We start from the raw sequence: 24,042 nt of genomic DNA on the forward strand, positions 1-24,042 counted from the left end.
TCCGGGGAAGGGGCGGCCGACAGGGCGGCCGGGCGTCTGGGCGTGATCGGGTATGCCGACGACCGCACCGGGCGGGGCCTGACGGGCCCCGCCCGGGCGCTGGTCGGTGGGGTGCCGGCCGGTCAGTAGCCGATGAGGGTCTCGACCTGGGTGGGGTCGGTCACCGCGCCCGCCCACAGGCGGATGTCGGTGATCCGGCCGGGCAGGTGGTCGCCCCACGCGCCGTCGAGGTAGCCCTTGCCCGCGGCGAACTCCCCGCTGCCGGCCGAGGCGGTGTAGGCGAGGGCGTCGCCCTGCCGTTCGCTGCCGACGAACAGGGTGATCTCCCGGGTGTGCGCGTCGTACGCGCCCACCAGGCCGACCTCGCTGTCCAGTACGGCCGTCTCGTCGCTGACGACGGAGGTGCCGCTGCCGTAGGCGGTGAGCCGGCCGAAGTGCCAGCGGGCCGTCACCACCGGGGTGGTCTTGGGGACACCGTTCTCGTCGAGCACGGGGTTGCCGTCGTCGTCGAGCACCGGCTCGCTGCTCGTGCCGGTCTTCTCCACCCACAGGCTCCACGAGGAGCCGGTCGCGGTGCGCTGGCCGAGGACCTGGGCGCGGTAGCCGTCCGGCTTGCCGGCGAGGGCCCGGGTGTCGACGTCGGCGACGGTGGCGGCGGTGAAGGAGCCGGTGTCGGACACCAGCGGCCGTGCCGCCGTCGCCGCGCCCGCGGTGCCGTCCAGCACGAGCGCCTCGCCGTCCAGGGACGCGCCGGAGGACGACAGGGTGAGGGTGTTGCCGTAGCCGGACCGGTCGGTGAGCGTGGTGCCGGTGGCGCCTTCCGGCGTGTACTGCGCGACGAGTTCGGCGTACGCCTTGCCGTTCGCGTCCACCGGGGCGGCGTCCCGGGCGATCGCCACGGGCAGCTTGGCGTCCTGCCACACCGTGACCTCGTCGACCTCGCCGGGGAAGGGGTCGACGTAGGAGCCCCGGTACTTCACCCGGCCGATCTGCAGCGGGCCCGCCGCCGACCAGGCGCCCGTGGTGAGGGTGTCGGTGCCCTGGGGCACGCCGTTGACGTAGAGGGCGAGCGTCTTGGCGGTGGTGTCGACCACCGCGGCCAGGTGCGTCCACACCTTCGTCTGCGGGGCGTCCAGCGAGTCGACCCGCTGGTTGTCGAGCGAGGTGGTCGCCGCGTCCGCGTCCGCGAGGCGCAGGCACCAGCGGTTCACCCCGGAGCAGTAGCCCAGGAAGAACGGGCTGTAGTACGTGCCGTCCTGGCCCAGCACCGTCGCGTGGGCGGCGGTGGAGTCCAGCCGCACCCAGGCCGCGACGGTGTACGACGCCTGGGTCTCCAGCACCTTCCCGGCGGTCGCGGCGTAGGAGGTGCCGCCGACCCGCAGGGCCTTGTCCTCGGCCGCCACCCCGTTCTCGGTGACCACGCCGCGGCGGCCGGTGGTCACGCGGGTCGCGCCGCTGACGGTGGCGTCGTCGCGCAGGGCGGTGTCGGTGCCGGCGGAGACGTCCACGGCGGCGCCGGACGCCTCGTTGAACGTCCACCTGCCGACCGGGCCGTCGCCCTCGTCGACGAGGAAGCGGACCTTGTTCTGCCCCGTCCGGCCCGCCGAGTCCTTGGTCATGACCTCCAGGGTGATGGTGCCCGAGTCGACCGGGGTGACCGTCTCGGTGACCGTCGCGCCCGACCTCCACGGCCGCCAGGCGGTGTCCGTGGACAGCTTGTAGGCGTAGGCGGTGTTGGTGTCGCCGGCGGCCGGGCCGAAGGTGACCGTGCCGGACTTGCCGGGAGCGCCGGAGGGCGTGCACGCGCCCGGCACGCACTCCTTGTACGTGCCGGTGAAGGTGATCGTCGGCGGCTTCGGCGCGCTGCTGTCGACGGTGAAGTAGCAGAAGGGGGTCGCCGTGCCGCCCAGGATGCTCTTTCCGCTGTTGTAGTACGAGCGGGTCCAGGCGCGGTAGCGGTACTGCTTGCCGTCGGCGAGGGCGGCGTCCCACGTCTTGTTCAGGTCGTGGTTGTCGCCCACGTACCCGCTGGTCGGGCTCTCCGAGCCGGTCGAGGGCTCCTTGGCGTCGGACCAGGTGCCGTCCGCGTTCTTCACGTCCAGGTCGAAGTAGATCCGCAGGGAGGCGGAGGCCTCGCCGCCGGCGGCGGTCTGCGGGGTGGCCGCGAGGTTCGGGGTGGGGTCCGACCACGTGGTGGGCGCGGAGGCGCTCTTGGAGCAGATCTGGTTGGTGCCGGTCTCCAGGCCGTACTCGGTGGGGACGGCCGGCTTGCCGACGTAGGTCACGTCGATGACCGCGTCGTCGTCGAACCGCTTCCACGCGATCGGGTCGGACTCGTCCTTCGCCTTCAGCATCAGCGTCAGGGTGCTGAACTTGCCGTCCGCGAACGCCTTCACGGTGGAGGTGAGGTTCTCGTCCGTCTCCTCCGGGTTGTCGTTGAACTCGATCGGCTTGCGCGGCTGCGAGGGGTCGCAGGCACTGCCCCGGCCGGCCGAGACGTACCGGTCGCCCATCTGGTCCCAGGAGTTGTCGGACTTCGGGCCGCCCGGTCCGGGCCACTTCGACGACGAGGAGATGCCGTCGGTGCGCTCGAGGTCGACCCAGCGCTCGTCGCAGGAGAACGACCAGGTCTCCGTCACCGCGAACGTCGCGTCCAGCACCTGCTTGCCCTTGAGCTTGCCGGGCGTGAACTCGAAGTACATGCGGTTGGTGTAGGCGCTGCCGGAGGTGCAGTAGTAGCGCACCCCGCCGATGACGGCCGAACCGCAGCGGCCGACGCTCATGCCGTTGTCGCCGCCGGAGAAGTTGTAGAAGACGTCGCCGTCCGAGGACAGGACCGTCCGCTCGGACTCGTTCATCTCCACCGACGGGTCGATGTAGAGGGGCAGCTCGGTGCTGGTGGTGTCCGCGATCAGGCCGGCGTCCGGGACGACCGTGACCTGGGTCTGCGTCACGTCGACGTCCATCACCGCCGCCTCGTCGCCGGCGCCGGGGCCGGCGAGCGGGTCGCCCTCCTCGACAGGGCCGGCGGGACGCGCCTCGGCCGGGGTGGCCGACGGCGTCTGCGGCGCGGTGGTCCCGGCGAGCGGCCGGACCGTCAGGCCCTGCGCGCTCGTGCCCGTGCCGTCCTCGGTCTGCCCGGCGGAGTTCCACATCCGTGCCGACGGCGAGCGGAAGACGACCCGGCCGTTGCCGTCGACGGCCTCCATGCTGCCGGCCGCGCCCTCGCGCACCCGGAGCCCCTCGACGTCCATGGCGTACTTCAGCGAGGCGAGCGCCGGGTCCTCGGCCGCCGCCAGCGACTCGACCTCCAGCACCTGCCGGAAGCCCTCGACGGTCGCCGTCAGGATGAGGTTCACGTCCGGGCGCACGTCCTCGTAGACCGCCCGGGTCCCCTCCAGGCGCGGCTCCGGCAGCCTGCCCGGCCAGCCCAGGGTGACCGACCGGCCGTCCTCGGCGATCGTCACCAGGTCCTTGCCGTCGCCGCCGGCGGAGAACGACAGGTCCACCGCGGCCGCCTTCGGCCCGATCGATCCGTCCGCCCGCTTCTCCAGGGTCGCGTCCGGCTCCGCCCAGCCGCCGCCGGGCTTCTCCACCCGCACCGGCACCACCGACTTGCGAAGGGTGAAGGTCCGGCCGTCCGGATTGGCGAACACCGTCTCCCGTTCGGTGCGCTCGCCGACGACCTCGACCCGTTCACCGGAGTCGGCCGCCTGCTGCCGCGCCCGCTCCGACTCCGACAGGCCGGCGCTCTCGGCGGCGACCGCCGCCCGCGGCGCCAGCACGGGCGCCAGCGACGGAACCGTCGCGGTCACCGCGAGCGCGGTCAGCCAGGCCAGACCGCCCCGGCGTCTTCCGACACCTCTTCGGGCGCGTCTCTTTCTCTCCCCCATTGCCCCCCACCTCGCTCATGTGATCGACACAGGCGGGGCACATCCCACACGTCGCGCACACCACGGTCAAGCGAAAAGCGGGGGTCCGGAGGGCAAATGATTAGGTGTTCCCAGGGAATTCTCGAAATAAACCATGGCTTGGCAATGAGTCGGCCAACACGCTTCACCGTGTTTCACCGCGTTTCCCACCCGTTCGCGGTTTCCCCGCGTCTTCCTTGTGTTTCCCACCCGTTCGCGCGATTCGGGGCCGGGCGCCGCGGCGCGCCCCCGCCGGACGCGGCCGCGGCCTCTTTCCGTCCGGGGACCGGGGTGGTGGGCGGGGTGGGCAGAATGGCCGTCATGACCCCGGGTGACACCCGTCGCGCCGACGCGAACCGCCGCCGCATCCTCGATGTGGCCCTGGCCGAGCTGCTGCGCGACCCCGACGCGTCCATGGACCGGATCGCGCGCGCCGCCGGCGTCGTCCGCCGCACCGTGTACGGGCACTTCCCGAGCCGCGACGCGCTGGTCGGCACGCTGGTGGACGAGGCGGTGACGGCACTGGCGGCCGCGCACGCGGCGGGCCGTGCGGGGGCCGGGGATCCGGCGGAGGCGCTGGCCCGGTCGGTGCTGGCCGTCTGGCCGATCGCCGACCGGTACCGCCTGCTGGCCGCGCCGGCCCGGCGCACGGTCACCTCGCGGGGCGTCCGGGAGCGGCTCTCCCCGGTCCGCGAGGACCGTGTCCGGCTGCTGCGGCGCGGCCTGGAGGAGGGCGCCTTCGCCTCGCCCCTGTCCGCCCCGGCACTGGCCCGTGTGCACGAGCAGATCCTGGTCGCGCTGATGGAAGCCGTGGACGAGGGCCTCCTGGACGCGCGCGAGGCGGGCCGCTCGGCGGCGGTCACGGTGCTGACCGCGGCGGGCGTGCCCGCCCACCTGGCCACCGCGCTGGTGGCGAGGGCGAGCGGGTCCGGCTGAACGGCTCGGGGAATCCGGAGGCGCGGGGGCGGGAGAGGAGGTGGGCGCCGGAAACGCGAGGACCGGGAGGAGTCCGGGAAGGAGAAGGACCGGAAATCGCAAGGGCCCGGGAAACGGAAGGGCCCGGGAAACGGAAGGGCCCGGGAAACGGAAGGGCCGGAAATCGGAACAGGCCGGGAAGCAGAGGAATCCAGAAAACAGGAGGCCATGGGCGAGGCGACCCGCGAACCGGAGTCGATCGAGAACCCATGGATCCGAGAACCGGAACACCTGGGGTCGAGGAGTTCCGGAGACGCGGAGAACCCGGGAGGGCCCGGGGAAAAGGGGAACCGGGCGGCTGAGCAACGGGGGAGCTCTCAGCCGCCCGGCGTTCGGGGGCGGACACCGGAGGCGGGGCCGGGTGTCCGGCCCCGGTTCAGGCGGGGCCGGACACCCGGAGTCCGGAGGGGCCTCCGGGTGTCCGGAGGGGGGCCGCTCAGGCCTTGGCGAGCGCCTTCTCGTCGTCCTCGCGCTGCTCGGGCACCTCGACCGGCGCCGGGGCGGAACCGTGGCCGTCGTCGAGCAGGGTCTTCTCGTCGAAGGGGATCCGGCCGGCGAGCACCTCCTCCACGCGGACCTTGTCGATCTCCTTGGTCCAGGTGCCGATCAGGACCGTGGCGACGGCGTTGCCCGCGAAGTTGGTGAGGGCGCGGGCCTCGCTCATGAAGCGGTCGATGCCGACGATCAGGCCCATGCCGTCCACCAGGGCGGGCTTGTGCGACTGCAGACCACCGGCCAGGGTCGCGAGACCGGCGCCGGTGACGCCGGCGGCGCCCTTGGAGGCGACCAGCAGGAAGAGCAGCAGCGGGATCTGCTCGCCGACCGACATCGGCGTGCCCATGGCGTCGGCGATGAACAGCGAGGCCATGGTCATGTAGATCATGGTGCCGTCGAGGTTGAAGGAGTAGCCGGTCGGGACGGTGATGCCGACGACGGGCTTGCTGATGCCCAGGTGCTCCATCTTCGCGATGAGGCGCGGCAGCGCGGACTCGGAGGAGGAGGTCGACAGGATCAGCAGGAACTCACGGCCCAGGTACTTGAGGAACGTGAAGACGTTCAGGCCGGCGACGACCCGCAGCAGCACGCCCAGCACGAGGAAGACGAACAGGAAGCAGGTGGTGTAGAAGCCGAGCATCAACACGGCCAGGCTCTTGAGCGCGTCCACGCCGGCGGAACCGGTGACCGCGGCCATGGCGCCGAAGGCGCCGATCGGGGCGGCCCACATCACCATGGCCAGGATGCGGAAGACGAGCCGCTGGATGTGCTCGACGCCGCGCAGGACCGGCTGCCCGGCCGGGCCCATCGCCTGCAGGGCGAAACCGGCGAGCAGCGCGACGAGCAGGGTCTGGAGCACCTCGCCGCCGGTGAAGGCGGAGACGATCGTGGTGGGGATGATGCCCAGCAGGAACTCGGTGGTGTCCTTGGCCTCCGCCGACACCTGCGCCTGCCCGGTCTCCTTCACCGCGTCGGTGATCGCGAGGCCGGATCCCGGCTCCAGGATGTTGCCGACGACCAGGCCGATGGCCAGCGCCACCAGCGACATGACCATGAAGTAGGCGAGGGCGATGCCACCCACGGCGCCGACCTTGGCGGCCTTCCGCACCGACCCGATGCCGAGCACGATCGTGCAGAAGATGATCGGCGAGATCATCATCTTGATCAGGTTCACGAAGCCCGTGCCGATGGGCTTCAGCTCGACCGCGAAGTCGGGCGCGATCAGGCCCACGGCGATGCCGAGCGCCACCGCGACGATCACCGCGATGTAGAGGTAGTGGGTGCGGTCCCGCCTGGCGGGTGCGGCAGGTGCCGTATCGGGGGTGGTGCTGGCGGCCACGGCTGCCCTCCTTGACGTCTTCGTCGGCATCACCGGCGTGCGGCTCACGTCCGGGGAGATACGGGGGAATGCCGTGACTATGCTCCGCGCCTGTGAGGGCGGTCACCCTTCCGTTCATTTAGTTCACGCTGACGGTCGGGGGCACACTGACGGCATGCGCATCCCCGTCCCCCGGCCCCGCAGCCTGGCCGGCCAGCTGTTCGCCATGCAGGCCGTGCTGCTGGCGGTCGTCGTCGCGGGATACGCGCTGTTCACGTACGTCAGCGACCGCTCCCAGGCCGAGGAGGCGGCGAGCCGCCAGGCCACGGCGGTGGCCCGCTCGGTCGCCGACTCGCCCTCCGTGCGGGAGGCGATCCGCTCCTCCAGCCCGACGGCCGAGCTCCAGCCGTACGCGGTGCGCGTCATGCGCGACACCGAGGTCGACTTCGTCACGATCATGAGTCCGGACGGCATCCGCTGGACCCACCCGGACGTCGACGAGATCGGCGGGCACTTCCGCGGCAACACCGCGCGGGCGCTGCGGGGCGAGACCTTCACCGAGACCTACACCGGCACGCTGGGCCCGTCCGTCCGCGCGGTCACCCCCGTCGAGGACGGCGACAAGCGGATCGTCGGCCTGGTCAGCGCGGGCATCAAGGTCGAGGCGATCAGCAAGCGCGTCTCGGACCAGGTGACGGCCCTGTTCGGCGTCGCGACCGGCGTCCTGGCGCTCGGCGCGGTCGGCACGTACGTCATCAACGCCCGGCTGCGCCGCCACACCCACGGCATGAACGCGGCGGAGCTCAGCCGGATGCACGACTACCACCAGGCCGCCCTGCACGCGGTCCGCGAGGGCCTGCTGATGCTGGACGGCCAGTACCGGGTGGCGCTGATCAACGACGGCGGACGGGAGCTGCTGGGCGTGGGCGGGGACATCGTCGGCCGGTCGGTGGCCGGCCTCGGTCTGCCCGCCCCGCTGACGGGCGCGCTGCTCTCCTCCGAGCCCCGGGTGGACGAGGTGCACCTCACGGCCGACCGGGTCCTGGTGGTGAACACCTCGCCGGTGACGGGCGGCGAGCGGCGCGGCACGGTGGTCACCCTGCGCGACGTCACCGAGCTCCAGTCCCTGATGGGCGAGCTGGACTCCGAGCGCGGCTTCACCCAGGCCCTGCGGTCCCAGGCCCACGAGGCGGCGAACCGCCTCCACACGGTGGTCTCGCTGATCGAGCTGGGCCGCGCCGACGAGGCCGTCGACTTCGCGACCGCCGAGCTGGAACTGGCCCAGGCCCTGACCGACCAGGTGATGGCCGCGGTGAGCGAGCCGGTGCTGGCGGCCCTGCTGCTGGGCAAGACGGCCCAGGCGAACGAGCGGGGCGTGGAGCTGGTGGTCGCGCGGGAGAGCGGTCTGGACGACGAGCTCCTGCCGCGGTCGCTGCCCGCGCGGGACCTGGTGACGATCCTCGGCAACCTGATCGACAACGCGGTGGACGCGGCGCAGGGGAGCGCGCGGGCGCGGGTGACGGTGACGGCGTCCACCCAGGGCGCCGACGGGGACGGCGCCGGCGGCGAGCTGGTGCTCCGGGTGGCGGACACGGGGGCGGGAGTGGATCCCGCGCACGCCTCACAGGTCTTCGAGCGCGGCTTCTCGACCAAACCGGCGGGCCCCGGCGGCCGGGGCCTCGGCCTGGCCCTGGTACGACAGGCGGTGCACCGTCACGAGGGCACGCTGTCGGTGGCGGAGGCCGAGGGGGGCGGCGCGGAGTTCACGGTGCGGTTGCCGCTGCGGACGGCGGCCGCCGCCGCGGCGGTGTCGGGAGGCGAGAGATGACGGGCGGTACGGGCACCGCGGACGACGAGCCGATCCGGGTGCTGGTGGTCGAGGACGATCCCGTCGCCGCCGACGCGCACGTCATGTACGTGGACCGCGTGCCCGGATTCGTCGCGGTCGGGAAGGCGCACACGGGCGCCCAGGCGCGGCGCCTGCTCGACCGCACGCCGGTCGACCTGCTCCTGCTCGACCTGCACCTGCCGGACGGGCACGGCCTGCAGCTGGCCCGGTCGCTGCGGGCGGCGGGGTACCACGCGGACGTGATCGCGGTGACCTCGGCGCGGGATCTGACGGTGGTCCGGGAGGGGGTCTCGCTGGGAGTGGTGCAGTACGTGCTGAAACCGTTCACCTTCGCGACGCTCCGGGACCGGCTGGTGCGGTACGCGGAGTTCCGGGGCGCGGCCGGCGAGGCGAGCGGCCAGGACGAGGTCGACCGCGCCCTGGCCGCGCTGCGCGCCCCGGGGCCCGCCGCGCTCCCCAAGGGGCTGAGCGGGCCGACGCTGGAGCGGGTGGTGGGAGCCGTCCGGGACGCCGAGGAGGGGCTGACCGCCGCGGGGGCGGCCGAGGCGGTGGGGATATCGCGGATCACCGCCCGGCGGTACCTCGAACACCTCGTGGACGCCGGGCGGGCGGAGCGGAAGCCGCTGTACGGGCAGGTGGGGAGACCGGAGCTGGTCTACCGCTGGACGCGGGGCGTCAAGAGACGGTGAGGCCGGGCGCGGGCCCGGGCGCGGGCCGCGGCGGCTTCGGTGAGGGCGTCGGCCACGGCGGACGCGGGCGGGGCGCCCCCGGCCGGTGCTTCCTCGACCGGGTCCCCGAGCCCTTCCGGACGGCGGTCGGGACACGGATGCCCCGGACCCGTGCGTCCTAGAAGACGGACTCCGCCTCGTCCATCCGGTCCTTCGGCACCGTCTTCAGTTCGGTCACCGCTTCCGCCAGCGGCACCATCGTGATGTGCGTCCCCCGCAGCGCCGTCATCCTGCCGAAATCGCCCCGGTGCGCCGCCTCCACCGCGTGCCAGCCGAAGCGGGTGGCGAGGACGCGGTCGTACGCCGTCGGGGTGCCGCCGCGCTGGACGTGGCCGAGGATGACCGGGCGGGCCTCCTTGCCGAGCCGCTTCTCCAGCTCGTACGCCAGCGCCGTGCCGATGCCCTGGAAGCGCTCGTGGCCGAACTGGTCGATCTCGCCCTTGCCGTAGTCCATGGTGCCCTCGGCGGGGTGGGCGCCCTCGGCGACGCAGACGACGGCGAACTTCTTGCCGCGCGCGAAGCGTTCCTCGACCATCTTGACCAGGTCGGCCGGGTCGAAGGGGCGCTCGGGCAGGCAGATGCCGTGGGCGCCGGCCGCCATGCCCGACTCCAGCGCGATCCAGCCCGCGTGCCGGCCCATGACCTCGACGACCATCACGCGCTGGTGGGACTCGGCCGTCGTCTTCAGCCGGTCCATGGCCTCCGTGGCCACGCCGACGGCCGTGTCGAAGCCGAAGGTGCGGTCCGTGGAGGAGATGTCGTTGTCGATCGTCTTCGGGACGCCGACCACCGGCAGGCCGGCGTCGCTCAGCATCCGCGCCGCCGTCAGCGTGCCCTCGCCGCCGATCGGGATCAGCGCGTCGATGCCGAAGTCGTGGATCATGTCACCGGCGCTCTCGCAGGCCTCGCGCAGCCGGTCGCGCTCCAGCCGGGAGGAGCCGAGGATGGTGCCGCCGCGGGCCAGGATGCCGCTCACGGCGTTGAGGTCGAGCGCGCGGAAACGACCGTCGAGGAGACCGGCGTAGCCGTCCACGAACCCGATGACCTCGTCGCCGTAGTTGTCGACCGCTCGGTGCACGACCGACCGGATCACTGCGTTCAGTCCGGGGCAGTCGCCCCCTGCGGTGAGGACTCCGATACGCATCGTGTTGTGTCTCCTGCTCGCTGTGGACACCGGTGAGCCACTGCGATTCTTTCATGCCGCCCAGGGCACTGTCTCTTGACGGGCGCCTTAACCCCGGGCAGGGGTACTGTCAAGAGGGTTCTGCTCACCTCGGTGGGCGATTTTTGTGCGGCGGGTTCCCCCGGGCAGCGGATCCGACGGCCCGGAGGCGACGAGGCGCACGACGAGACGAAACGGAGAGCACGCGTGACGCGCAGCGTGTACGTGACCGGCATCGACCGCGGCGACGGCCGCCAGGTGGTCGAGCTGGGGGTCATGGAGCTCCTGACCCGGCAGGTCGACCGGGTGGGCGTCTTCCGGCCCCTCGTCCATGACGGCCCCGACCGGCTGTTCGAGCTGCTGCGAGCGCGTTACCGGCTGTCCCAGGACCCGGCGACCGTGTACGGCATGGACTACCACGAGGCGTCCGCGCTCCAGGCGGAGCGGGGGGCGGACGAGCTGGTCTCCACCCTCGTCGACCGCTTCCACCGCCTCGCCCGCGGCTACGACGTCGTCCTCGTCCTCGGCACCGACTACGCCGACACCCAGTTCCCGGACGAGCTGTCCCTCAACGCCCGGCTGGCGAACGAGTTCGGCGCCTCGGTGATCACCGTCGTCGGCGGCCGCGGGCAGACCGCGGAGTCCGTGCTCGCCGAGACCCGCAACGCCTACCGGGCCTACCGGGGTCTGGGCTGCGACGTCATCGCCATGATCGCCAACCGGGTCGCCCGCGAGGACCGGGACCCGATCGCCGGGGAGCTCGCCGGCCGGCTGCCGGTGCCCTGCTACGTCCTGCCCGACGAGCCCGCGCTGTCCGCGCCGACGGTCGCCCAGGTCAGCCAGGCCCTGGGGGCGAAGGTGCTGCTGGGCGACGACTCCGGGCTGGCCCGTGACGCCCTCGGCTTCGTCTTCGGCGGCGCGATGCTGCCGAACTTCCTCGACGCCCTGACCCCGGGCTGCCTGGTCGTCACCCCGGGCGACCGCGCCGACCTGGTCGTCGGCTCGCTGGCCGCGCACAGCGCCGGCACCCCGCCGATAGCCGGCGTGGTGCTCACCCTGAACGAGGTGCCGAGCGAGGAGGTCCTCACGCTCGCCGCCCGCCTCGCCCCCGGCACCCCCGTGCTGTCGGTGCCCGGCAACAGCTTCCCCACGGCCGAGCGGCTGTTCTCCCTGGAGGGCAAGCTGAACGCGGCCACCCCGCGCAAGGCCGAGACCGCCCTGGGCGTCTTCGAGCGGCACGTGGACACCTCCGGTCTGCTCGAGCGGATCTCCACGCCCAGCACCGACCGCGTCACCCCGATGATGTTCGAGCACAAGCTGCTGGAGCAGGCGCGCGCGGACCGGCGCCGGGTCGTCCTGCCCGAGGGCACGGAGGAGCGGGTGCTGCACGCGGCCGAGGTGCTGCTGCGCCGCGGCGTCTGCGACCTCACGCTGCTCGGCCCGGTCGACCAGATCCGCAAGAAGGCCGCCGACCTCGGCATCGACCTGGGCGACTGCCGGCTGATCGACCCGGCCACCAGCGAGCTGCGCGACGGGTTCGCCGAGCTGTACGCCTCCGTCCGCGCCCACAAGGGCGTGACCGTCGAGCTGGCCTACGACGTCGTCTCCGACGTGAACTACTTCGGCACCCTGATGGTCCAGGAGGGTCTCGCCGACGGGATGGTCTCCGGGTCCGTGCACTCCACGGCCGCGACCATCCGGCCCGCCTTCGAGATCATCAGGACGAAGCCGGACGCCGGCATCGTCTCCTCCGTCTTCTTCATGTGCCTGGCCGACAAGGTCCTCGTCTACGGCGACTGCGCCGTCAACCCGGACCCGGACGCCGAGCAGCTCGCCGACATCGCCATCCAGTCGGCGGCGACGGCCGCCCGGTTCGGCGTGGAGCCGCGGATCGCGATGCTGTCGTACTCCACGGGGACGTCCGGTTCGGGCGCCGACGTCGACAAGGTGCGCGAGGCGACCGAGCTGGTGCGCGCGCGGCGGCCCGACCTGAAGACCGAGGGACCGATCCAGTACGACGCGGCCGTGGAGCCGTCGGTGGCGGCGACCAAGCTGCCGGGCTCCGAGGTGGCGGGCCAGGCCAGCGTGCTGATCTTCCCCGACCTGAACACGGGCAACAACACCTACAAGGCCGTGCAGCGCTCGGCGGGCGCGATCGCCGTCGGGCCGGTGCTGCAGGGTCTGCGCAAGCCGGTCAACGACCTGTCGCGGGGCGCCCTCGTGCAGGACATCGTCAACACCGTCGCCATCACGGCGATCCAGGCCCAGGACCCCAGCGAGAAGGCGGCCGAGCAGTGACCTCCCCCACCCGTGTCCTCGTCCTCAACTCCGGCTCCTCGTCGGTGAAGTACCAGTTGCTCGACATGCGCGACAGCGGCCGGCTGGCGGTGGGCCTGGTCGAGCGCATCGGGGAGCAGACCTCGCAGCTGAAGCACACCCTCGTCGCCACCGGCGAGACCCGCCGGCAGAGCGGGCCGATCGCCGACCACGACGCCGCCCTCAAGGCCGTCGCCGAGGAGCTGGCCCGGGACGGCCTGGGCCTGGACTCCCCGGAGCTGGCCGCGATCGGGCACCGGGTGGTGCACGGCGGGATGTTCTTCACCGAGCCCACGGTGATCGACGACGCCGTGCTCACCGAGATCGAGCGGCTGATCCCGGTCGCCCCGCTGCACAACCCGGCCAACCTCACCGGTATCCGCACCGCACGGGCGCTGCGCCCCGACCTGCCGCAGGTGGCGGTCTTCGACACGGCGTTCCACACGACCATGCCGGAGTCGGCCGCGCGCTACGCGATCGACCCGAAGATCGCCGACCGCCACCGCATCCGCCGCTACGGCTTCCACGGCACCTCGCACGCGTACGTGTCCCGGGCGACCGCGCGGCTGCTGGGCAAGGAGCCGTCGCAGGTCAACGTCATCGTGCTGCACCTCGGCAACGGCGCCTCGGCCTCGGCGGTCGCCGGGGGCCGCTGCGTGGACACCTCCATGGGGCTGACGCCCCTGGAGGGACTCGTGATGGGTACGCGCTCCGGTGATCTGGATCCGGCGGTCATCTTCCATTTGCAGCGTGTTGGCGGAATGTCCATGGAAGAGACCGACACTCTCCTCAACAAGAGGAGCGGCCTGTTCGGACTGTGCGGCGACAACGACATGCGGGAGATCCGGCGGCGGATCGACGAGGGCGACGAACAGGCGAAGCTCGCCTTCGACATCTACATTCACCGTCTGAAGAAGTACATCGGCGCCTATTGCGCCGTTCTCGGGCGGGTGGACGCGGTCGCGTTCACCGCGGGGGTCGGCGAGAACGCGGCGCCGGTGCGCGAGGCGGCCGTCGCGGGCCTGGAGACCCTGGGCCTGGCGGTGGACGGCGAGCTGAACGCCGTGCGCAGCGAGGAGCCGCGGCTGATCTCGCCCGCCGGTGCGCGGGTGAAGGTCGCCGTGGTGCCGACGGACGAGGAGCTGGAGATCGCCACGCAGACCTACGCATTGGTGGGGCAGCATTGATATGCGGCTCCGTCGCAGGCAACTGAGCAGGAAAGCAACTGAGCACCTGGCGCCTCATTTGTATCTTCCGCCAGACGGAATATTCCGCAGTGAAACAAACCGATAGGATCGCCCCATGCGCCGTTCGAAAATCGTCTGTACTCTCGGCCCCGCGGTCGACTCCCACGACATGCTCGTGTCGCTGATCGAGGCCGGCATGAACGTGGCCCGCTTCAACTTCAGCCACGGCACGCACGCCGAGCACCAGGGCCGGTACGACCGGGTCCGGGCCGCCGCCAAGGAGACCGGCCGGGCCGTCGGCGTCCTCGCCGACCTCCAGGGCCCGAAGATCCGTCTCGAGACCTTCGCCGAGGGACCGGTCGAGCTGGTGCGCGGTGACGAGTTCACCATCACCACCGAGGACGTGCCCGGCGACAAGACGATCTGCGGCACCACCTACAAGGGCCTCCCGGGCGACGTCTCGCGCGGCGACCAGATCCTCATCAACGACGGCAACGTCGAGCTGAAGGTCCTGGACGTCGAGGGCCCGCGGGTGCGGACGATCGTCATCGAGGGCGGTGTCATCTCCGACCACAAGGGCATCAACCTGCCCGGCGCGGCCGTGAACGTGCCCGCGCTGAGCGAGAAGGACGTCGAGGACCTGCGGTTCGCGCTGCGCATGGGCGCCGACCTGGTCGCGCTGTCCTTCGTCCGGGACGCCAAGGACGTCTCCGACGTCCACCGCGTCATGGACGAGGAGGGCCGTCGCGTCCCCGTCATCGCCAAGGTGGAGAAGCCGCAGGCGGTGGAGAACATGGAGGACGTCGTCATGGCGTTCGACGGTGTGATGGTCGCGCGGGGCGACCTCGCCGTCGAGTACCCGCTGGAGCGGGTCCCCATGGTCCAGAAGCGCCTGATCGAGCTGTGCCGGCGCAACGCCAAGCCGGTGATCGTGGCGACCCAGATGATGGAGTCGATGATCACCAACTCCCGTCCGACCCGCGCCGAGGCCTCCGACGTGGCCAACGCGATCCTGGACGGCGCCGACGCGGTCATGCTGTCCGCCGAGTCGAGCGTGGGCGCGTACCCGATCGAGACCGTGAAGACGATGTCGAAGATCGTCGCCGCGGCCGAGACGGAGCTGCTCTCCAAGGGCCTCCAGCCGCTGGTGCCCGGCAAGAAGCCGCGCACGCAGGGCGGTTCGGTCGCCCGCGCCGCGTGCGAGATCGCGGACTTCCTCGGCGGCCGGGGTCTGGTGGCCTTCACCCAGTCCGGCGACACCGCGCGCCGGCTGTCCCGCTACCGCGCGGCCCAGCCGATCATCGCCTTCACCACCGACGAGGGCACCCGCAACCAGCTGGCGCTCAGCTGGGGCGTGGAGCCGCACGTGGTGCCGTTCGTGAACAGCACCGACGAGATGGTCGACCTGGTGGACCAGGAGGTCACCAAGCTCAACCGCTTCAACCCGGGCGAGACCGTCATCATCACCGCGGGTTCGCCGCCCGGCGTCCCCGGCACCACCAACATGGTCCGGGTCCACCACCTGGGCGAGGGCTCCCGCGAGAGCTGAGCCGACGGGCCCCGAAAGCCCCGGAGCCCTGAACGGCGTCGAGGGCGCCCCCTGCCGGCAGGGGGCGCCCTCGACGTGTGTGCGGCTCCCGAACGGGCCTGTGGGGATGCCTACTCGGTGTTGTAGACGTGCATCCCCGGGATGTGCAGGTCGCCGCCGAACTGGCCGGCCTGCACGACCTTCACCTTGGTGAAGTAGATCAGCGGGATGTTCAGCGGGGGCGGCTCCTCCGGCGTGAACGTCACCGGGACGAGTCCGAACAGGTTCCCCGAGATGCTCTCGGTGTACATGATCGTGTCGCCGTTGCGGATGGTGGACGTCGTGCCCTTGCCCGCCTGGACGTGGTACGTCACGCCGGACTGCTTGTCGGTGACCGTCTGGTGCAGGTCGCCGATGTCGGTGCCGCCGGAGATGACGTACTTCAGGACCTTCTTCTTCGTCCCGTTGGCCGTCTTCACCTCGACGATGCCCTGGTAGTCGGCGCTCTTGAGCAGCAGCGAGCTGGCGTCCAGGTACCAGGGGTCGTCCGCCAGCGGCACCTTGTTGTCGACGCCGCCCTCGTCGTCGGTGGCGACCGGGCAGTCGTCCACGTCCGTCGTGGCGCTCGCCGACGGGCTCGGCGTGGCGGTGGCCTCGTCGTCGGCGCCGGCCGCGTCGGAGGCGGCCTCCTCGGCCTCCTCCACGGTGTCCCCGGCCGCCTCGGCCGCCTTGCCGGCCGTGTCCTTCACCGCGCCGGCGGTGTCCTTGGCGGCGCCGGAGCCGGACGTGCCGGAGCCGGACGTGCCGGTGTCGGTGCCGGACGTGCCGGTGTCGGACGGCGTGTCCGTGCCGCTGTCCTCGGCGGACGGCGAGGCCGACGGCGACGGGCTCGCCGTGGCCGTCGCGTCGGAGTCCTTGCCGTCGAAGAGGTCGGTGATCGCGTCGCCGACGGTCTCCAGGACGTTCTTGTCGGTCTCCGACGGCGACGGGCTCGCCGTGGCGGTGCCGGAGCCGGACGAGGACGCCGACTTCTCGGGCGTGGACGCGGCGGAGGACGCCGTCGGAGCGGGCTCGGCCCCGTCGTCGGAACCTGAATCCGACGAAGAGTCGCCCGCGGTGTCCTTGCCGTCGGAGGAACCGGCGGAGTCACCGGAACCGTCCGCGGCCCCGTCCTCGGAGCCGCCCTCGCCCTCGTCCGGGGTGTCGTCCGCGCTCTTCGAGGCGGAGGGCGAGGCCGACGCTCCGGCCTCCTCGTCCTCCAGCGCCGCGACGCAGTCCTTGTACTCGTCGATGGTGAGGTTCTTGGAGGACGGCTGGTCGTCCGCGTTGGCCAGGGTCGGTGTGAACCCCATGCCCATGAGGACCGCCGTCGGCATGGCCGCCAGGGCTATCGCCTTGCCGGCCGGCATGTGGAACCGGGTGAAGAGCGGCTTCTTGGGTGCCGCGTGGCGCGGCCCGGTTCTCACGCGGGCAGCGTCCACATCGCTCCCGGTGGTCACCTCGTCAGCCGGCACTGTGCCTCCCGTTCGCCCCGTTGGCCGGGCTCGTTCCTGACAGATCGTTCGGCTCGTGCGCGTCACCGGGGTCCTTGGTGAGGGACGGGCCCGTGCTGTACGGGTTCACCGTGGCCCCACCGGCGGGGGCGCCGGCCTCGGGGTGCACGCCCTCGGGGGCGTCTCCCGGGGCCGCGGCCGCCTCCGGCGCCGGCACCGGCGCGGGCGGCTCGCCCGGGGCCCAGGACACCGCCATCGCCCCGCCGATCAGCGCGAACAGGAAGCCGATGAGGAAGCCGCCGAGGTTGGACACCGGGATGGACACCAGGCCCAGCAGGATCGCCGCGACGCCCGCGAAGACCCGTACGTGCTTCTGGAACCACAGGCTGATGCCCAGGACCCCCAGCAGCACACCGATGATCAGGGACCCGGCGCCCGCGGTGGTGGCCATCGCCAGCGTCAGGTGACCGATCTGCAGGTGCGCGTACGGGAAGTACGCGATGGGGAATCCGCCGAGGAGGACGAACAGACCGGCCCAGAAAGGCCTCGTGCCCCGCCAGGCGCGGAACTGCTGCCTCCGGCGGGTGAACTGACCGGTGGCGGCAGGAGTCTCGGCGCTCATGGAAAACAGCTCCCTGGTGCGGCGTTGCTGTGGTGGAGATGCGGCCGTGTGCGAGGACACGGCACTTCAGACTGGACGGGCGGGGGCGCCGCTGGCTCCCCCGCCCGTCAGAGAGTGCTTAGTAGCACTCCTTGACACCCGTCGACAGCGACATCTTCAGGCCGCTGAGCTTGAAGGTTCCGGCGGTGGTCGCCCACGCCGTCTGCTTCACGTCGGTCAGGACGGCCGACTCGGCCTGCTGGGCGAACCCGTACGGGTTGGACGCCTCGCTGCCGCCCTTCATGGCCGGACCCTTGTTCATGTCCTTGGCGGCCACGCCGATGTCGATGTTCTTGAACGTGGCGTCGGCGGCCAGGTCCTCGACGTCGATGTACAGGTTCTCGGCCTCGACCGGCGTACCGCCGCCGCCCGCCTTCAGCGTGAGGCTGACGGAGCCGATCAGCGGGAGGTCCGGGGTGACCACGGACTGGCACATGTTCGTGATCGAGGCGTTCTTGAACGCCGAGACGGCGACGGGGTGAGCCGTCTTCTTGCCGTCGAGGGTGTACCCCGAGTCGAGCGCGCCGTACTGCGAGAAGCCCGTGCCGACCAGCTTGTCGGCCGTGACCTTGAACGACTGGCCCGACACGCTGAACGACGCGGCGAGCGCGCCCTGAGCGAGGGCGATGCCTATACACGCCGTGGCGGCCACGCTGGGCACCATGACCACAGCGAACCGCTTCCATCTGGTCCCGCCACGCACCTGGGACTCCATATTTCCTCCTTCTCGGACGTACATCTCCTGGCCCCGGTTCGCCTCCTGATGCGACGGCTCGGCCGGGCAGGGATGGGAGAAGTGCTACGTCCTCGGAAAGGAGAGCGCCCGCCTCGGAGGCGCGAACCGCGCACCGATCGCCGGCGATCACCCCCGAGCGACAACCACTGGTCGCGCCTGACACGCATCACGCACAACCTTGCTGGACAGGCTTCGCCGTGACGAAGACCCCCCTGCCCAAGAGCCGGCGCCTCTGCCGCCGGCCCTGCTCGGTGGGGACCCAGGAAAATCCGTTGACCCGACCGGATGTCGGGGTACGGGAAGGGACCGAGCGTGGCCGATCGTGGTGCATTCTCGCCGCCCGCACAAGGGGGTTCGTTACTCGCTAGTAACGGCCGGATAACCGAACAACGACCCACAGGTCTCGGACGACGACTCAGGGTGTCACCGAGGGCCGGGACAAAACTGTTGATCGCTGGACAGAATCCGACAGACCAACGCCCCTGACTTACTAGCAGTAACAGCGGCCGCGATTACCAAGATTTGGTAAAGCGCGGCCGCAGGGGGGCTTCGTCGGCAGGAGTGCCCCTCGGGCACCACGGGCCCTCGGGGCTCGGCGTCCGGCCGGAAACCGGGACTCCGCCCGGCCTCAGAACAACGCGCGCGCCAGCGCCCGCCGCGCCGCGGCCACCCGCGGGTCCTCGGGCCCGACGACCTCGAACAGCTCCAGCAGCCGCAGGCGGACGGCGTCCCGCTCGTCACCGGCCGTGCGCCGCACGGTCTCGATGAGCCGCCCGAACGCGTCCTCGACATGACCGCCCACCAGGTCCAGGTCGGCGGCGGCGATCTGCGCCCGCGCGTCCCCCGGCCGGTCGGCGGCGTCCTTGCGCACCTGCTGCGGGTCCATGTCCTGCACCCGCTGGAGCAGTTCGGCCTGGGCGAGCCCGAGCTTGGCCTCGGTGTTGCCCGGGTCGTCGACGAGCACGTTCTGGTAGGCGCGGACGGCGCCGGCCAGGTCACCCGCGTCCAGCGCCCGGACGGCGGCTTCGAGGAGGGCGTCGTACGGGCCGGCCTGCGCCTCGGCGGCCGCCGTGCGGTCACCGGGCTCGGCGTCGGGGTCGACGGTCAGGCCGGTCAGGCCGAAGCGCTGCTCGGCGACGGTCACCAACTGGTCGAGGGTCTGCCGGATCTGCGCCTCGCCGGCGGCCCCCTGGAAGAGCGGCAGTGCCTGCCCGGCGACGACGGCGAACACGGCCGGGATGCCCTGCACCCCGAACTGCTGCATCAGCATCTGGTTGGCGTCGACGTCGATCTTGGCGAGCAGGAAACGGCCGTTGTACTCGACGGCGAGGCGCTCCAGGACCGGGCTCAGCTGCTTGCAGGGCTGACACCACTCGGCCCAGAAGTCGATGACGACCGGCACCTCGGCGGAGCGCTGCAGGACGTCCCGCTCGAACCCCGCCTCATCGACGTCGATGACGAGGTCGGCAGGCGACACGGCCCCCGCACCGCCCTGCCGGGCGGCTTCGGCACGCGCCTGCTCCGCCTTCGTCTTGGCCTCCTGGGCCGCCTTCACCGCGGCGAGGTCGACGACTCCGCTCATGGACATGTTCCGTGGCTGCATGCGTCTATCCTCCCCCGTTCCCGCGTGTGCGTGAAAAACGATCCGACGTGCGCGCCGGGTCCCCACCCCGCGCCACGGGATCGCGGCCCGTGTACGTCCGTCACGGGCTTTCGCTACGAGTCGTAGCGTAATGCCACGGGGGGCCCGCGCGCAGCCGCTCCTCGGTGATCTGCCTCACGGAGGGCGCACGGGAATCCGCCGTTATGGTCGGGACATGCACCGTCGCACCCCCGCCGGCCGGACCGGACGCCCCCGCAGCGCCGCCGCGGACGCCGCGATCCTGGCCGCGACCCGGACGGCGCTGGTGGAGCTCGGCTGGTCGAAGCTCACGCTGGGGGACGTGGCGACGCGCGCCGGGGTGGCGAAGACGACGCTCTACCGCCGCTGGGCCGGCAAGAACGAACTCGTCGTCGACGCGGTCGGCGAACTCTTCGGCGAACTGGAACTCCCCGACCGCGGCAGCCTGGCCGCGGACATGGAGGACGTGATCCTGCGGTTCGCGGCGCTCCTCGCCCGCCCCGAGGCGAAGAGCGGTCTGATGGCCGTCGTCGCCGAGTCCACCCGCGACGACGCCCTGCGCGCACGCATCCGCGACTCCATCGTCGAGCCCCAGAAGGGCCTGGTGGTGGAGGGCCGGGCCCGCGCCCAGGCGCGGGGCGAACTGCCCCCTCAGCCCGACCCCGAGGAGGCCGCCCGCACGGTCGACCTGATCTTCGACGTGATCGCGGGCGCGGTGGTGCACCGCACGCTGGTGAGCGGCCGGCCGGCGGACGAGGAGTGGGTGCGCGGCCTCACCCGCGTGCTGCTGCTGGGCCTGGCGTCGGGCGCCGCGGCCGGCGCCGAAGGCTGAGGGCGGGCGGGTCGGCCGCACCCCGCCGGGCGGGCCGTCCGCGGCGAGGTCCGGGACCGGGGCCCGCGCCCGCCCCCGCTCCACGTGACCGGTCACGCGGGTCACCGGGCCGACGGGCGCGGGGTCCCGGACCCGCCCCGGTCCTGCGGCACCGCGGGGCCGGCGGACGCGGCCCGGCCGGGCTCCCCCGCCTCGGCCGGGACCGTCACCGGACTCCGGACGGCCTCCTCGCCGGCGGCCGGCCGAGAAGCGGGGCCGGCCGCCGGGCGCACGCGGCAGCGGACTCGGGTCCGCCCGCCCGGCGGGAGCCCAGGTGGCACGAGCCCGTCCTGTCGCCCCGCCCGGTCCGCGCTCCCGGCCGGGGTGCCTCAGAAGCCCGCGGGCTCGGTGTACACCCCCCACTCGTCCCGCAGGACCCCGCAGATCTCGCCGAGGGTCGCCTCGGCGCGGACGGCGTCCAGCATCGGCCCGATCATGTTGGCGCCGCTGCGGGCGGCGGCCAGCATGCCGTCGAGCGCGGCCCGCACGGCCGGCTCGTCCCGCGCCGCCCGCCGTTCGGCGAGCACCCGCACCTGCTCCCGCTCCACCTCGTGGCTGACCCGCAGGATCTCCAGGTCCCCGGTCACGGAGCCGGTGTGGGCGTTGACGCCGACGACCCTCTTCTCGCCCTTCTCCAGGGCCTGTTGGTAGCGGAAGGCCGACTCGGCGATCTCCCCGGTGAACCAGCCGTCCTCGATCCCGCGCAGGATGCCGGACGTGACCGGGCCGATCGGGTGCCGCCCGTCGGGGTGGGCCCGCAGGCCCCGCTCCTTGATCTGCTCGAAGATCTTCTCGGCGTCGGCCTCGATGCGGTCGGTCAGCTGCTCCACGTACCACGAACCGCCCAGCGGATCGGCGACGTTGGCGACGCCGGTCTCCTCCATCAGCACCTGCTGGGTGCGCAGCGCGATCTCCGCGGCCTGCTCGCTGGGCAGCGCCAGCGTCTCGTCCAGCGCGTTGGTGTGCAGCGAGTTGGTGCCGCCGAGCACCGCCGCGAGCGCCTCCACCGCCGTGCGCACCACGTTGTTGTACGGCTGCTGGGCCGTCAGCGAGACGCCGGCGGTCTGGGTGTGGAACCGCAGCCACTGCGCCTTCTCGGTCCGCGCGCCGTAGACGTCCCGCATCCACCGCGCCCAGATGCGGCGCGCGGCGCGGAACTTGGCGATCTCCTCGAAGAAGTCGACGTGCGCGTCGAAGAAGAAGGACAGGCCCGGCGCGAAGACGTCGACGTCGAGTCCGCGGCTGAGCCCCAGTTCCACGTAGCCGAACCCGTCGGCCAGCGTGTACGCCAGCTCCTGCGCGGCCGTCGCGCCGGCCTCGCGGATGTGGTAGCCGGACACGGAGAGCGGCTTGTAGGCGGGGATGCCGGACGCGCAGTACTCCATCAGGTCGCCGATGAGGCGCAGATGGGGCTCGGGCTGGAAGAGCCACTCCTTCTGCGCGATGTACTCCTTGAAGATGTCGGTCTGGAGCGTGCCGTTCAGCACCGCCGGGTCGACGCCCTGGCGCTCGGCGGCGACGAGGTACATGCAGAAGACGGGCACGGCGGGCCCGCTGATCGTCATCGAGGTGGTGACGTCCCCGAGCGGGATGTCCTTGAACAGGACCTCCATGTCCGCCGCCGAGTCGACGGCGACCCCGCAGTGCCCGACCTCGCCGAGCGAGCGCCGGTCGTCGGAGTCGCGCCCCATCAGCGTCGGCATGTCGAAGGCGACCGACAGTCCGCCGCCGCCGTTGGCGAGGATCATCTTGTACCGCTCGTTGGTCTGCTCGGCGTTGCCGAAGCCGGCGAACTGGCGGATGGTCCAGGTGCGCCCGCGGTAGCCGGTCGGGTACAGCCCGCGCGTGAAGGGGTACTCCCCGGGCCACCCGATCCGCTCGAAACCCTCGTACGTGTCGCCGGGCCGGGGCCCGTACACCGGCTCCACGGGGTCGCCGGAGAGCGTGGTGAAGTCAGCGTCGCGCTTGCGTGCGGCGTCGTACCGGGCCTGCCAGCGTCGGCGGCCCTCCTCGATGGCGTCAGCGTCCATGCCCTCGAATTTACTAGGACGTCCAAGTAAATGTCGATGGGAGACCGCCGTACGCGTGCGTACGGCGGTGCCGGCCGCGCCCCGCTACGCCTTGGCGACGGCCGTCGCGTCCTCGGAGACGCCGGCCTCCAGCTCCCGCGAGACGTTCCGCTCCACGAAGAAGGCGGCGGTCGGGACGGTCCCGGCCAGCAGCACCCACAGCTGCTTGCTCACCGGCCACTTCGCCTTGGAACCCAGGTCGAAGGCGAAGACCAGGTAGACGACGTAGAGCCAGCCGTGCGCGATGCCCACGACGCGGGTGAAGCCGTCGGCGCCGTCCAGCTCGAACACGTACTTGGCGATCACGCCCAGGGTCAGCAGGACCAGCAGCACACCGGTGACGTAGGCCATGACGCGGTAGCGGGTCAGCACGCTCTTCTTCATGCCGTCGAGCGTAACGACCCGTTCCGGGAGATCTTGTGCCGGGTCGCTCCTGGTCGGCGTGGCGCGCCGCGCGCCGTCCGCGGGCCCGGCCGGTCACGCGCCGTCGCCGGGCGGGTCCGGTCATGCGTCGTCGAAGTCGTGCGCGGCGATCCGCAGCGGCCGCAGCATCGCGAAGATCTCCGCGCACTCCTCGGCGTCGTACACCCCGAGGCCGAAGTCCATCGCCATGAGGTCGCGGGTGGCGGCGTCGACGACCTCGCGGCCCTTGTCGGTGATGGAGGCGAGGGTGCCGCGGCCGTCGTTGGGGTTGGGGCGCTTGGCGACCAGGCCGGACCTCACCAGGCGGTCGACGGTGTTGGTGACCGAGGTCGGGTGCACCATGAGCCGTTCGCCGATCTTCGACATGGTCAGCTCGCCCTCCTTGGAGAAGGTGAGCAGCACCAGCGCCTCGTACCGCGCGAACGTCAGCCCGTACGGCTTGACCACCGCGTCCACCTCGGCGAGCAGGATCTGGTGGGCGCGCATGATCGAGGTGATCGCGGCCATGGACGGCACGTTTCCCCAGCGCTGCTTCCAGAGCTCGTCGGCGCGGGCGATGGGGTCGAAGGGGAGGCTGAGCGGCTTCGGCACGGCACCAGACCCTACCCGTCAGTCATATCGCGGTCAGCCCCGTCTCGGCTTTCGGTCAACGGGGCCCCGGCCGGCCCCGCCGCACCGGCACCACGCGACGCTCGCGTC

The 24,042-nt window shown here is 72.1% G+C and carries 17 protein-coding genes; 7 read left to right on the forward strand and 10 right to left on the reverse strand.

From position 1 onward, the window contains the following. Nucleotides 1-122: 122 nt before the first annotated feature. On the reverse strand, nucleotides 123-3,893 hold the full coding sequence (locus tag ACH4F6_RS09525; RefSeq protein WP_397959349.1) for a LamG domain-containing protein: 3,771 nt from the start codon (nucleotides 3,891-3,893) through the stop codon (nucleotides 123-125). 339 nt (nucleotides 3,894-4,232) lie between these two features. Between ACH4F6_RS09525 and ACH4F6_RS09530 the strand changes: the two genes are divergently transcribed. Then, on the forward strand, nucleotides 4,233-4,847 hold the full coding sequence (locus tag ACH4F6_RS09530; protein ID WP_397959350.1) for a TetR/AcrR family transcriptional regulator: 615 nt from the start codon (nucleotides 4,233-4,235) through the stop codon (nucleotides 4,845-4,847). Nucleotides 4,848-5,322: 475 nt separating this feature from the next. On the opposite strand, the gene ACH4F6_RS09535 is transcribed toward ACH4F6_RS09530, so the two are convergent. Then, nucleotides 5,323-6,750, reverse strand: a complete 1,428-nt coding sequence (locus ACH4F6_RS09535) for a cation:dicarboxylate symporter family transporter (protein WP_397959829.1) — start codon at nucleotides 6,748-6,750, stop codon at nucleotides 5,323-5,325. Nucleotides 6,751-6,874: 124 nt separating this feature from the next. Between ACH4F6_RS09535 and ACH4F6_RS09540 the strand changes: the two genes are divergently transcribed. Together ACH4F6_RS09540 and ACH4F6_RS09545 are read left to right on the forward strand one after the other, a co-directional pair. After that, nucleotides 6,875-8,527 carry an ATP-binding protein gene (locus tag ACH4F6_RS09540; RefSeq protein WP_397959351.1) on the forward strand — a complete coding sequence of 551 codons (1,653 nt, stop codon included), beginning with the start codon at nucleotides 6,875-6,877 and terminating at the stop codon, nucleotides 8,525-8,527. After that, nucleotides 8,524-9,237, forward strand: coding sequence for a response regulator (locus ACH4F6_RS09545; RefSeq protein ID WP_397959352.1), 714 nt, complete (start codon nucleotides 8,524-8,526; stop codon nucleotides 9,235-9,237). Before ACH4F6_RS09540 ends, ACH4F6_RS09545 begins: the two co-directional genes overlap by 4 nt. A gap of 157 nt (nucleotides 9,238-9,394) precedes the next feature. Here the strand turns inward: ACH4F6_RS09545 and ACH4F6_RS09550 are convergent, their stop codons facing one another. Further along, a complete protein-coding gene (locus ACH4F6_RS09550; protein WP_397959353.1) occupies nucleotides 9,395-10,420 on the reverse strand; it encodes an ATP-dependent 6-phosphofructokinase in 1,026 nt (341 codons plus the stop codon). A 225-nt stretch (nucleotides 10,421-10,645) separates the two neighbouring features. Here ACH4F6_RS09550 and pta point away from each other — a divergent pair, with 225 nt between their 5' ends. From pta to pyk, 3 genes are all read left to right on the forward strand, one after another. After that, on the forward strand, nucleotides 10,646-12,736 hold the full coding sequence (gene pta / locus ACH4F6_RS09555) for a phosphate acetyltransferase (RefSeq protein WP_397959354.1): 2,091 nt from the start codon (nucleotides 10,646-10,648) through the stop codon (nucleotides 12,734-12,736). After that, on the forward strand, nucleotides 12,733-13,941 hold the full coding sequence (locus ACH4F6_RS09560; protein ID WP_397959355.1) for an acetate kinase: 1,209 nt from the start codon (nucleotides 12,733-12,735) through the stop codon (nucleotides 13,939-13,941). Before pta ends, ACH4F6_RS09560 begins: the two co-directional genes overlap by 4 nt. 115 nt (nucleotides 13,942-14,056) lie before the next feature. Further along, complete coding sequence (gene pyk, locus ACH4F6_RS09565) at nucleotides 14,057-15,490, forward strand: pyruvate kinase (RefSeq protein ID WP_397959356.1); 1,434 nt, start codon at nucleotides 14,057-14,059, stop codon at nucleotides 15,488-15,490. Between the two features lie 110 nt (nucleotides 15,491-15,600). Here pyk and ACH4F6_RS09570 read toward each other — a convergent pair whose 3' ends face one another. The 4 genes from ACH4F6_RS09570 to ACH4F6_RS09585 form a co-directional block, all read right to left on the reverse strand. After that, complete coding sequence (locus ACH4F6_RS09570) at nucleotides 15,601-16,983, reverse strand: hypothetical protein (RefSeq protein ID WP_397959357.1); 1,383 nt, start codon at nucleotides 16,981-16,983, stop codon at nucleotides 15,601-15,603. Beyond that, nucleotides 16,973-17,584 (reverse strand): DUF6114 domain-containing protein, encoded by a 612-nt coding sequence (locus tag ACH4F6_RS09575; protein WP_397959358.1) that lies wholly within the window; start codon nucleotides 17,582-17,584, stop codon nucleotides 16,973-16,975. The genes ACH4F6_RS09570 and ACH4F6_RS09575 overlap by 11 nt, the downstream gene beginning before the upstream one ends. Before the next feature lie 118 nt (nucleotides 17,585-17,702). After that, entirely contained in the window at nucleotides 17,703-18,338 is a 636-nt protein-coding gene (locus ACH4F6_RS09580) for a DUF6230 family protein (protein ID WP_397959359.1), read from the reverse strand. A 649-nt stretch (nucleotides 18,339-18,987) separates the two neighbouring features. Beyond that, nucleotides 18,988-19,962 carry a tetratricopeptide repeat protein gene (locus tag ACH4F6_RS09585; RefSeq protein ID WP_397959360.1) on the reverse strand — a complete coding sequence of 325 codons (975 nt, stop codon included), beginning with the start codon at nucleotides 19,960-19,962 and terminating at the stop codon, nucleotides 18,988-18,990. 214 nt (nucleotides 19,963-20,176) lie between these two features. Here ACH4F6_RS09585 and ACH4F6_RS09590 point away from each other — a divergent pair, with 214 nt between their 5' ends. Continuing rightward, nucleotides 20,177-20,812: a TetR/AcrR family transcriptional regulator gene (locus ACH4F6_RS09590; protein WP_397959361.1), complete on the forward strand. Its 636-nt coding sequence runs from the start codon at nucleotides 20,177-20,179 to the stop codon at nucleotides 20,810-20,812. Nucleotides 20,813-21,180: 368 nt separating this feature from the next. Here ACH4F6_RS09590 and ACH4F6_RS09595 read toward each other — a convergent pair whose 3' ends face one another. From ACH4F6_RS09595 to ACH4F6_RS09605, 3 genes are all read right to left on the reverse strand, one after another. Continuing rightward, nucleotides 21,181-22,881, reverse strand: a complete 1,701-nt coding sequence (locus ACH4F6_RS09595) for a methylmalonyl-CoA mutase (RefSeq protein ID WP_397959362.1) — start codon at nucleotides 22,879-22,881, stop codon at nucleotides 21,181-21,183. Nucleotides 22,882-22,965: 84 nt separating this feature from the next. Continuing rightward, nucleotides 22,966-23,304, reverse strand: a complete 339-nt coding sequence (locus ACH4F6_RS09600; protein WP_397959363.1) for a DUF3817 domain-containing protein — start codon at nucleotides 23,302-23,304, stop codon at nucleotides 22,966-22,968. A gap of 120 nt (nucleotides 23,305-23,424) precedes the next feature. Beyond that, nucleotides 23,425-23,934: a MarR family winged helix-turn-helix transcriptional regulator gene (locus ACH4F6_RS09605; RefSeq protein ID WP_397959364.1), complete on the reverse strand. Its 510-nt coding sequence runs from the start codon at nucleotides 23,932-23,934 to the stop codon at nucleotides 23,425-23,427. Nucleotides 23,935-24,042: the final 108 nt, after the last annotated feature.

It is taken from the genome of Streptomyces sp. NPDC017936 (assembly GCF_044328485.1).
GTDB lineage: Bacteria > Actinomycetota > Actinomycetes > Streptomycetales > Streptomycetaceae > Streptomyces.

Coding starts and splice junctions, on each gene's coding strand:
- ACH4F6_RS09525 (WP_397959349.1), bottom strand. CDS start 3,893: ATGGGGGAGAGAAAGAGACGCGCCCGAAGAGGTGTCGGAAGACGCCGG.
- ACH4F6_RS09530 (WP_397959350.1), top strand. CDS start 4,233: ATGACCCCGGGTGACACCCGTCGCGCCGACGCGAACCGCCGCCGCATC.
- ACH4F6_RS09535 (WP_397959829.1), bottom strand. CDS start 6,750: ATGCCGACGAAGACGTCAAGGAGGGCAGCCGTGGCCGCCAGCACCACC.
- ACH4F6_RS09540 (WP_397959351.1), top strand. CDS start 6,875: ATGCGCATCCCCGTCCCCCGGCCCCGCAGCCTGGCCGGCCAGCTGTTC.
- ACH4F6_RS09545 (WP_397959352.1), top strand. CDS start 8,524: ATGACGGGCGGTACGGGCACCGCGGACGACGAGCCGATCCGGGTGCTG.
- ACH4F6_RS09550 (WP_397959353.1), bottom strand. CDS start 10,420: ATGCGTATCGGAGTCCTCACCGCAGGGGGCGACTGCCCCGGACTGAAC.
- pyk (WP_397959356.1), top strand. CDS start 14,057: ATGCGCCGTTCGAAAATCGTCTGTACTCTCGGCCCCGCGGTCGACTCC.
- ACH4F6_RS09575 (WP_397959358.1), bottom strand. CDS start 17,584: ATGAGCGCCGAGACTCCTGCCGCCACCGGTCAGTTCACCCGCCGGAGG.
- ACH4F6_RS09580 (WP_397959359.1), bottom strand. CDS start 18,338: ATGGAGTCCCAGGTGCGTGGCGGGACCAGATGGAAGCGGTTCGCTGTG.
- ACH4F6_RS09585 (WP_397959360.1), bottom strand. CDS start 19,962: ATGCAGCCACGGAACATGTCCATGAGCGGAGTCGTCGACCTCGCCGCG.
- ACH4F6_RS09590 (WP_397959361.1), top strand. CDS start 20,177: ATGCACCGTCGCACCCCCGCCGGCCGGACCGGACGCCCCCGCAGCGCC.
- ACH4F6_RS09595 (WP_397959362.1), bottom strand. CDS start 22,881: ATGGACGCTGACGCCATCGAGGAGGGCCGCCGACGCTGGCAGGCCCGG.
- ACH4F6_RS09600 (WP_397959363.1), bottom strand. CDS start 23,304: ATGAAGAAGAGCGTGCTGACCCGCTACCGCGTCATGGCCTACGTCACC.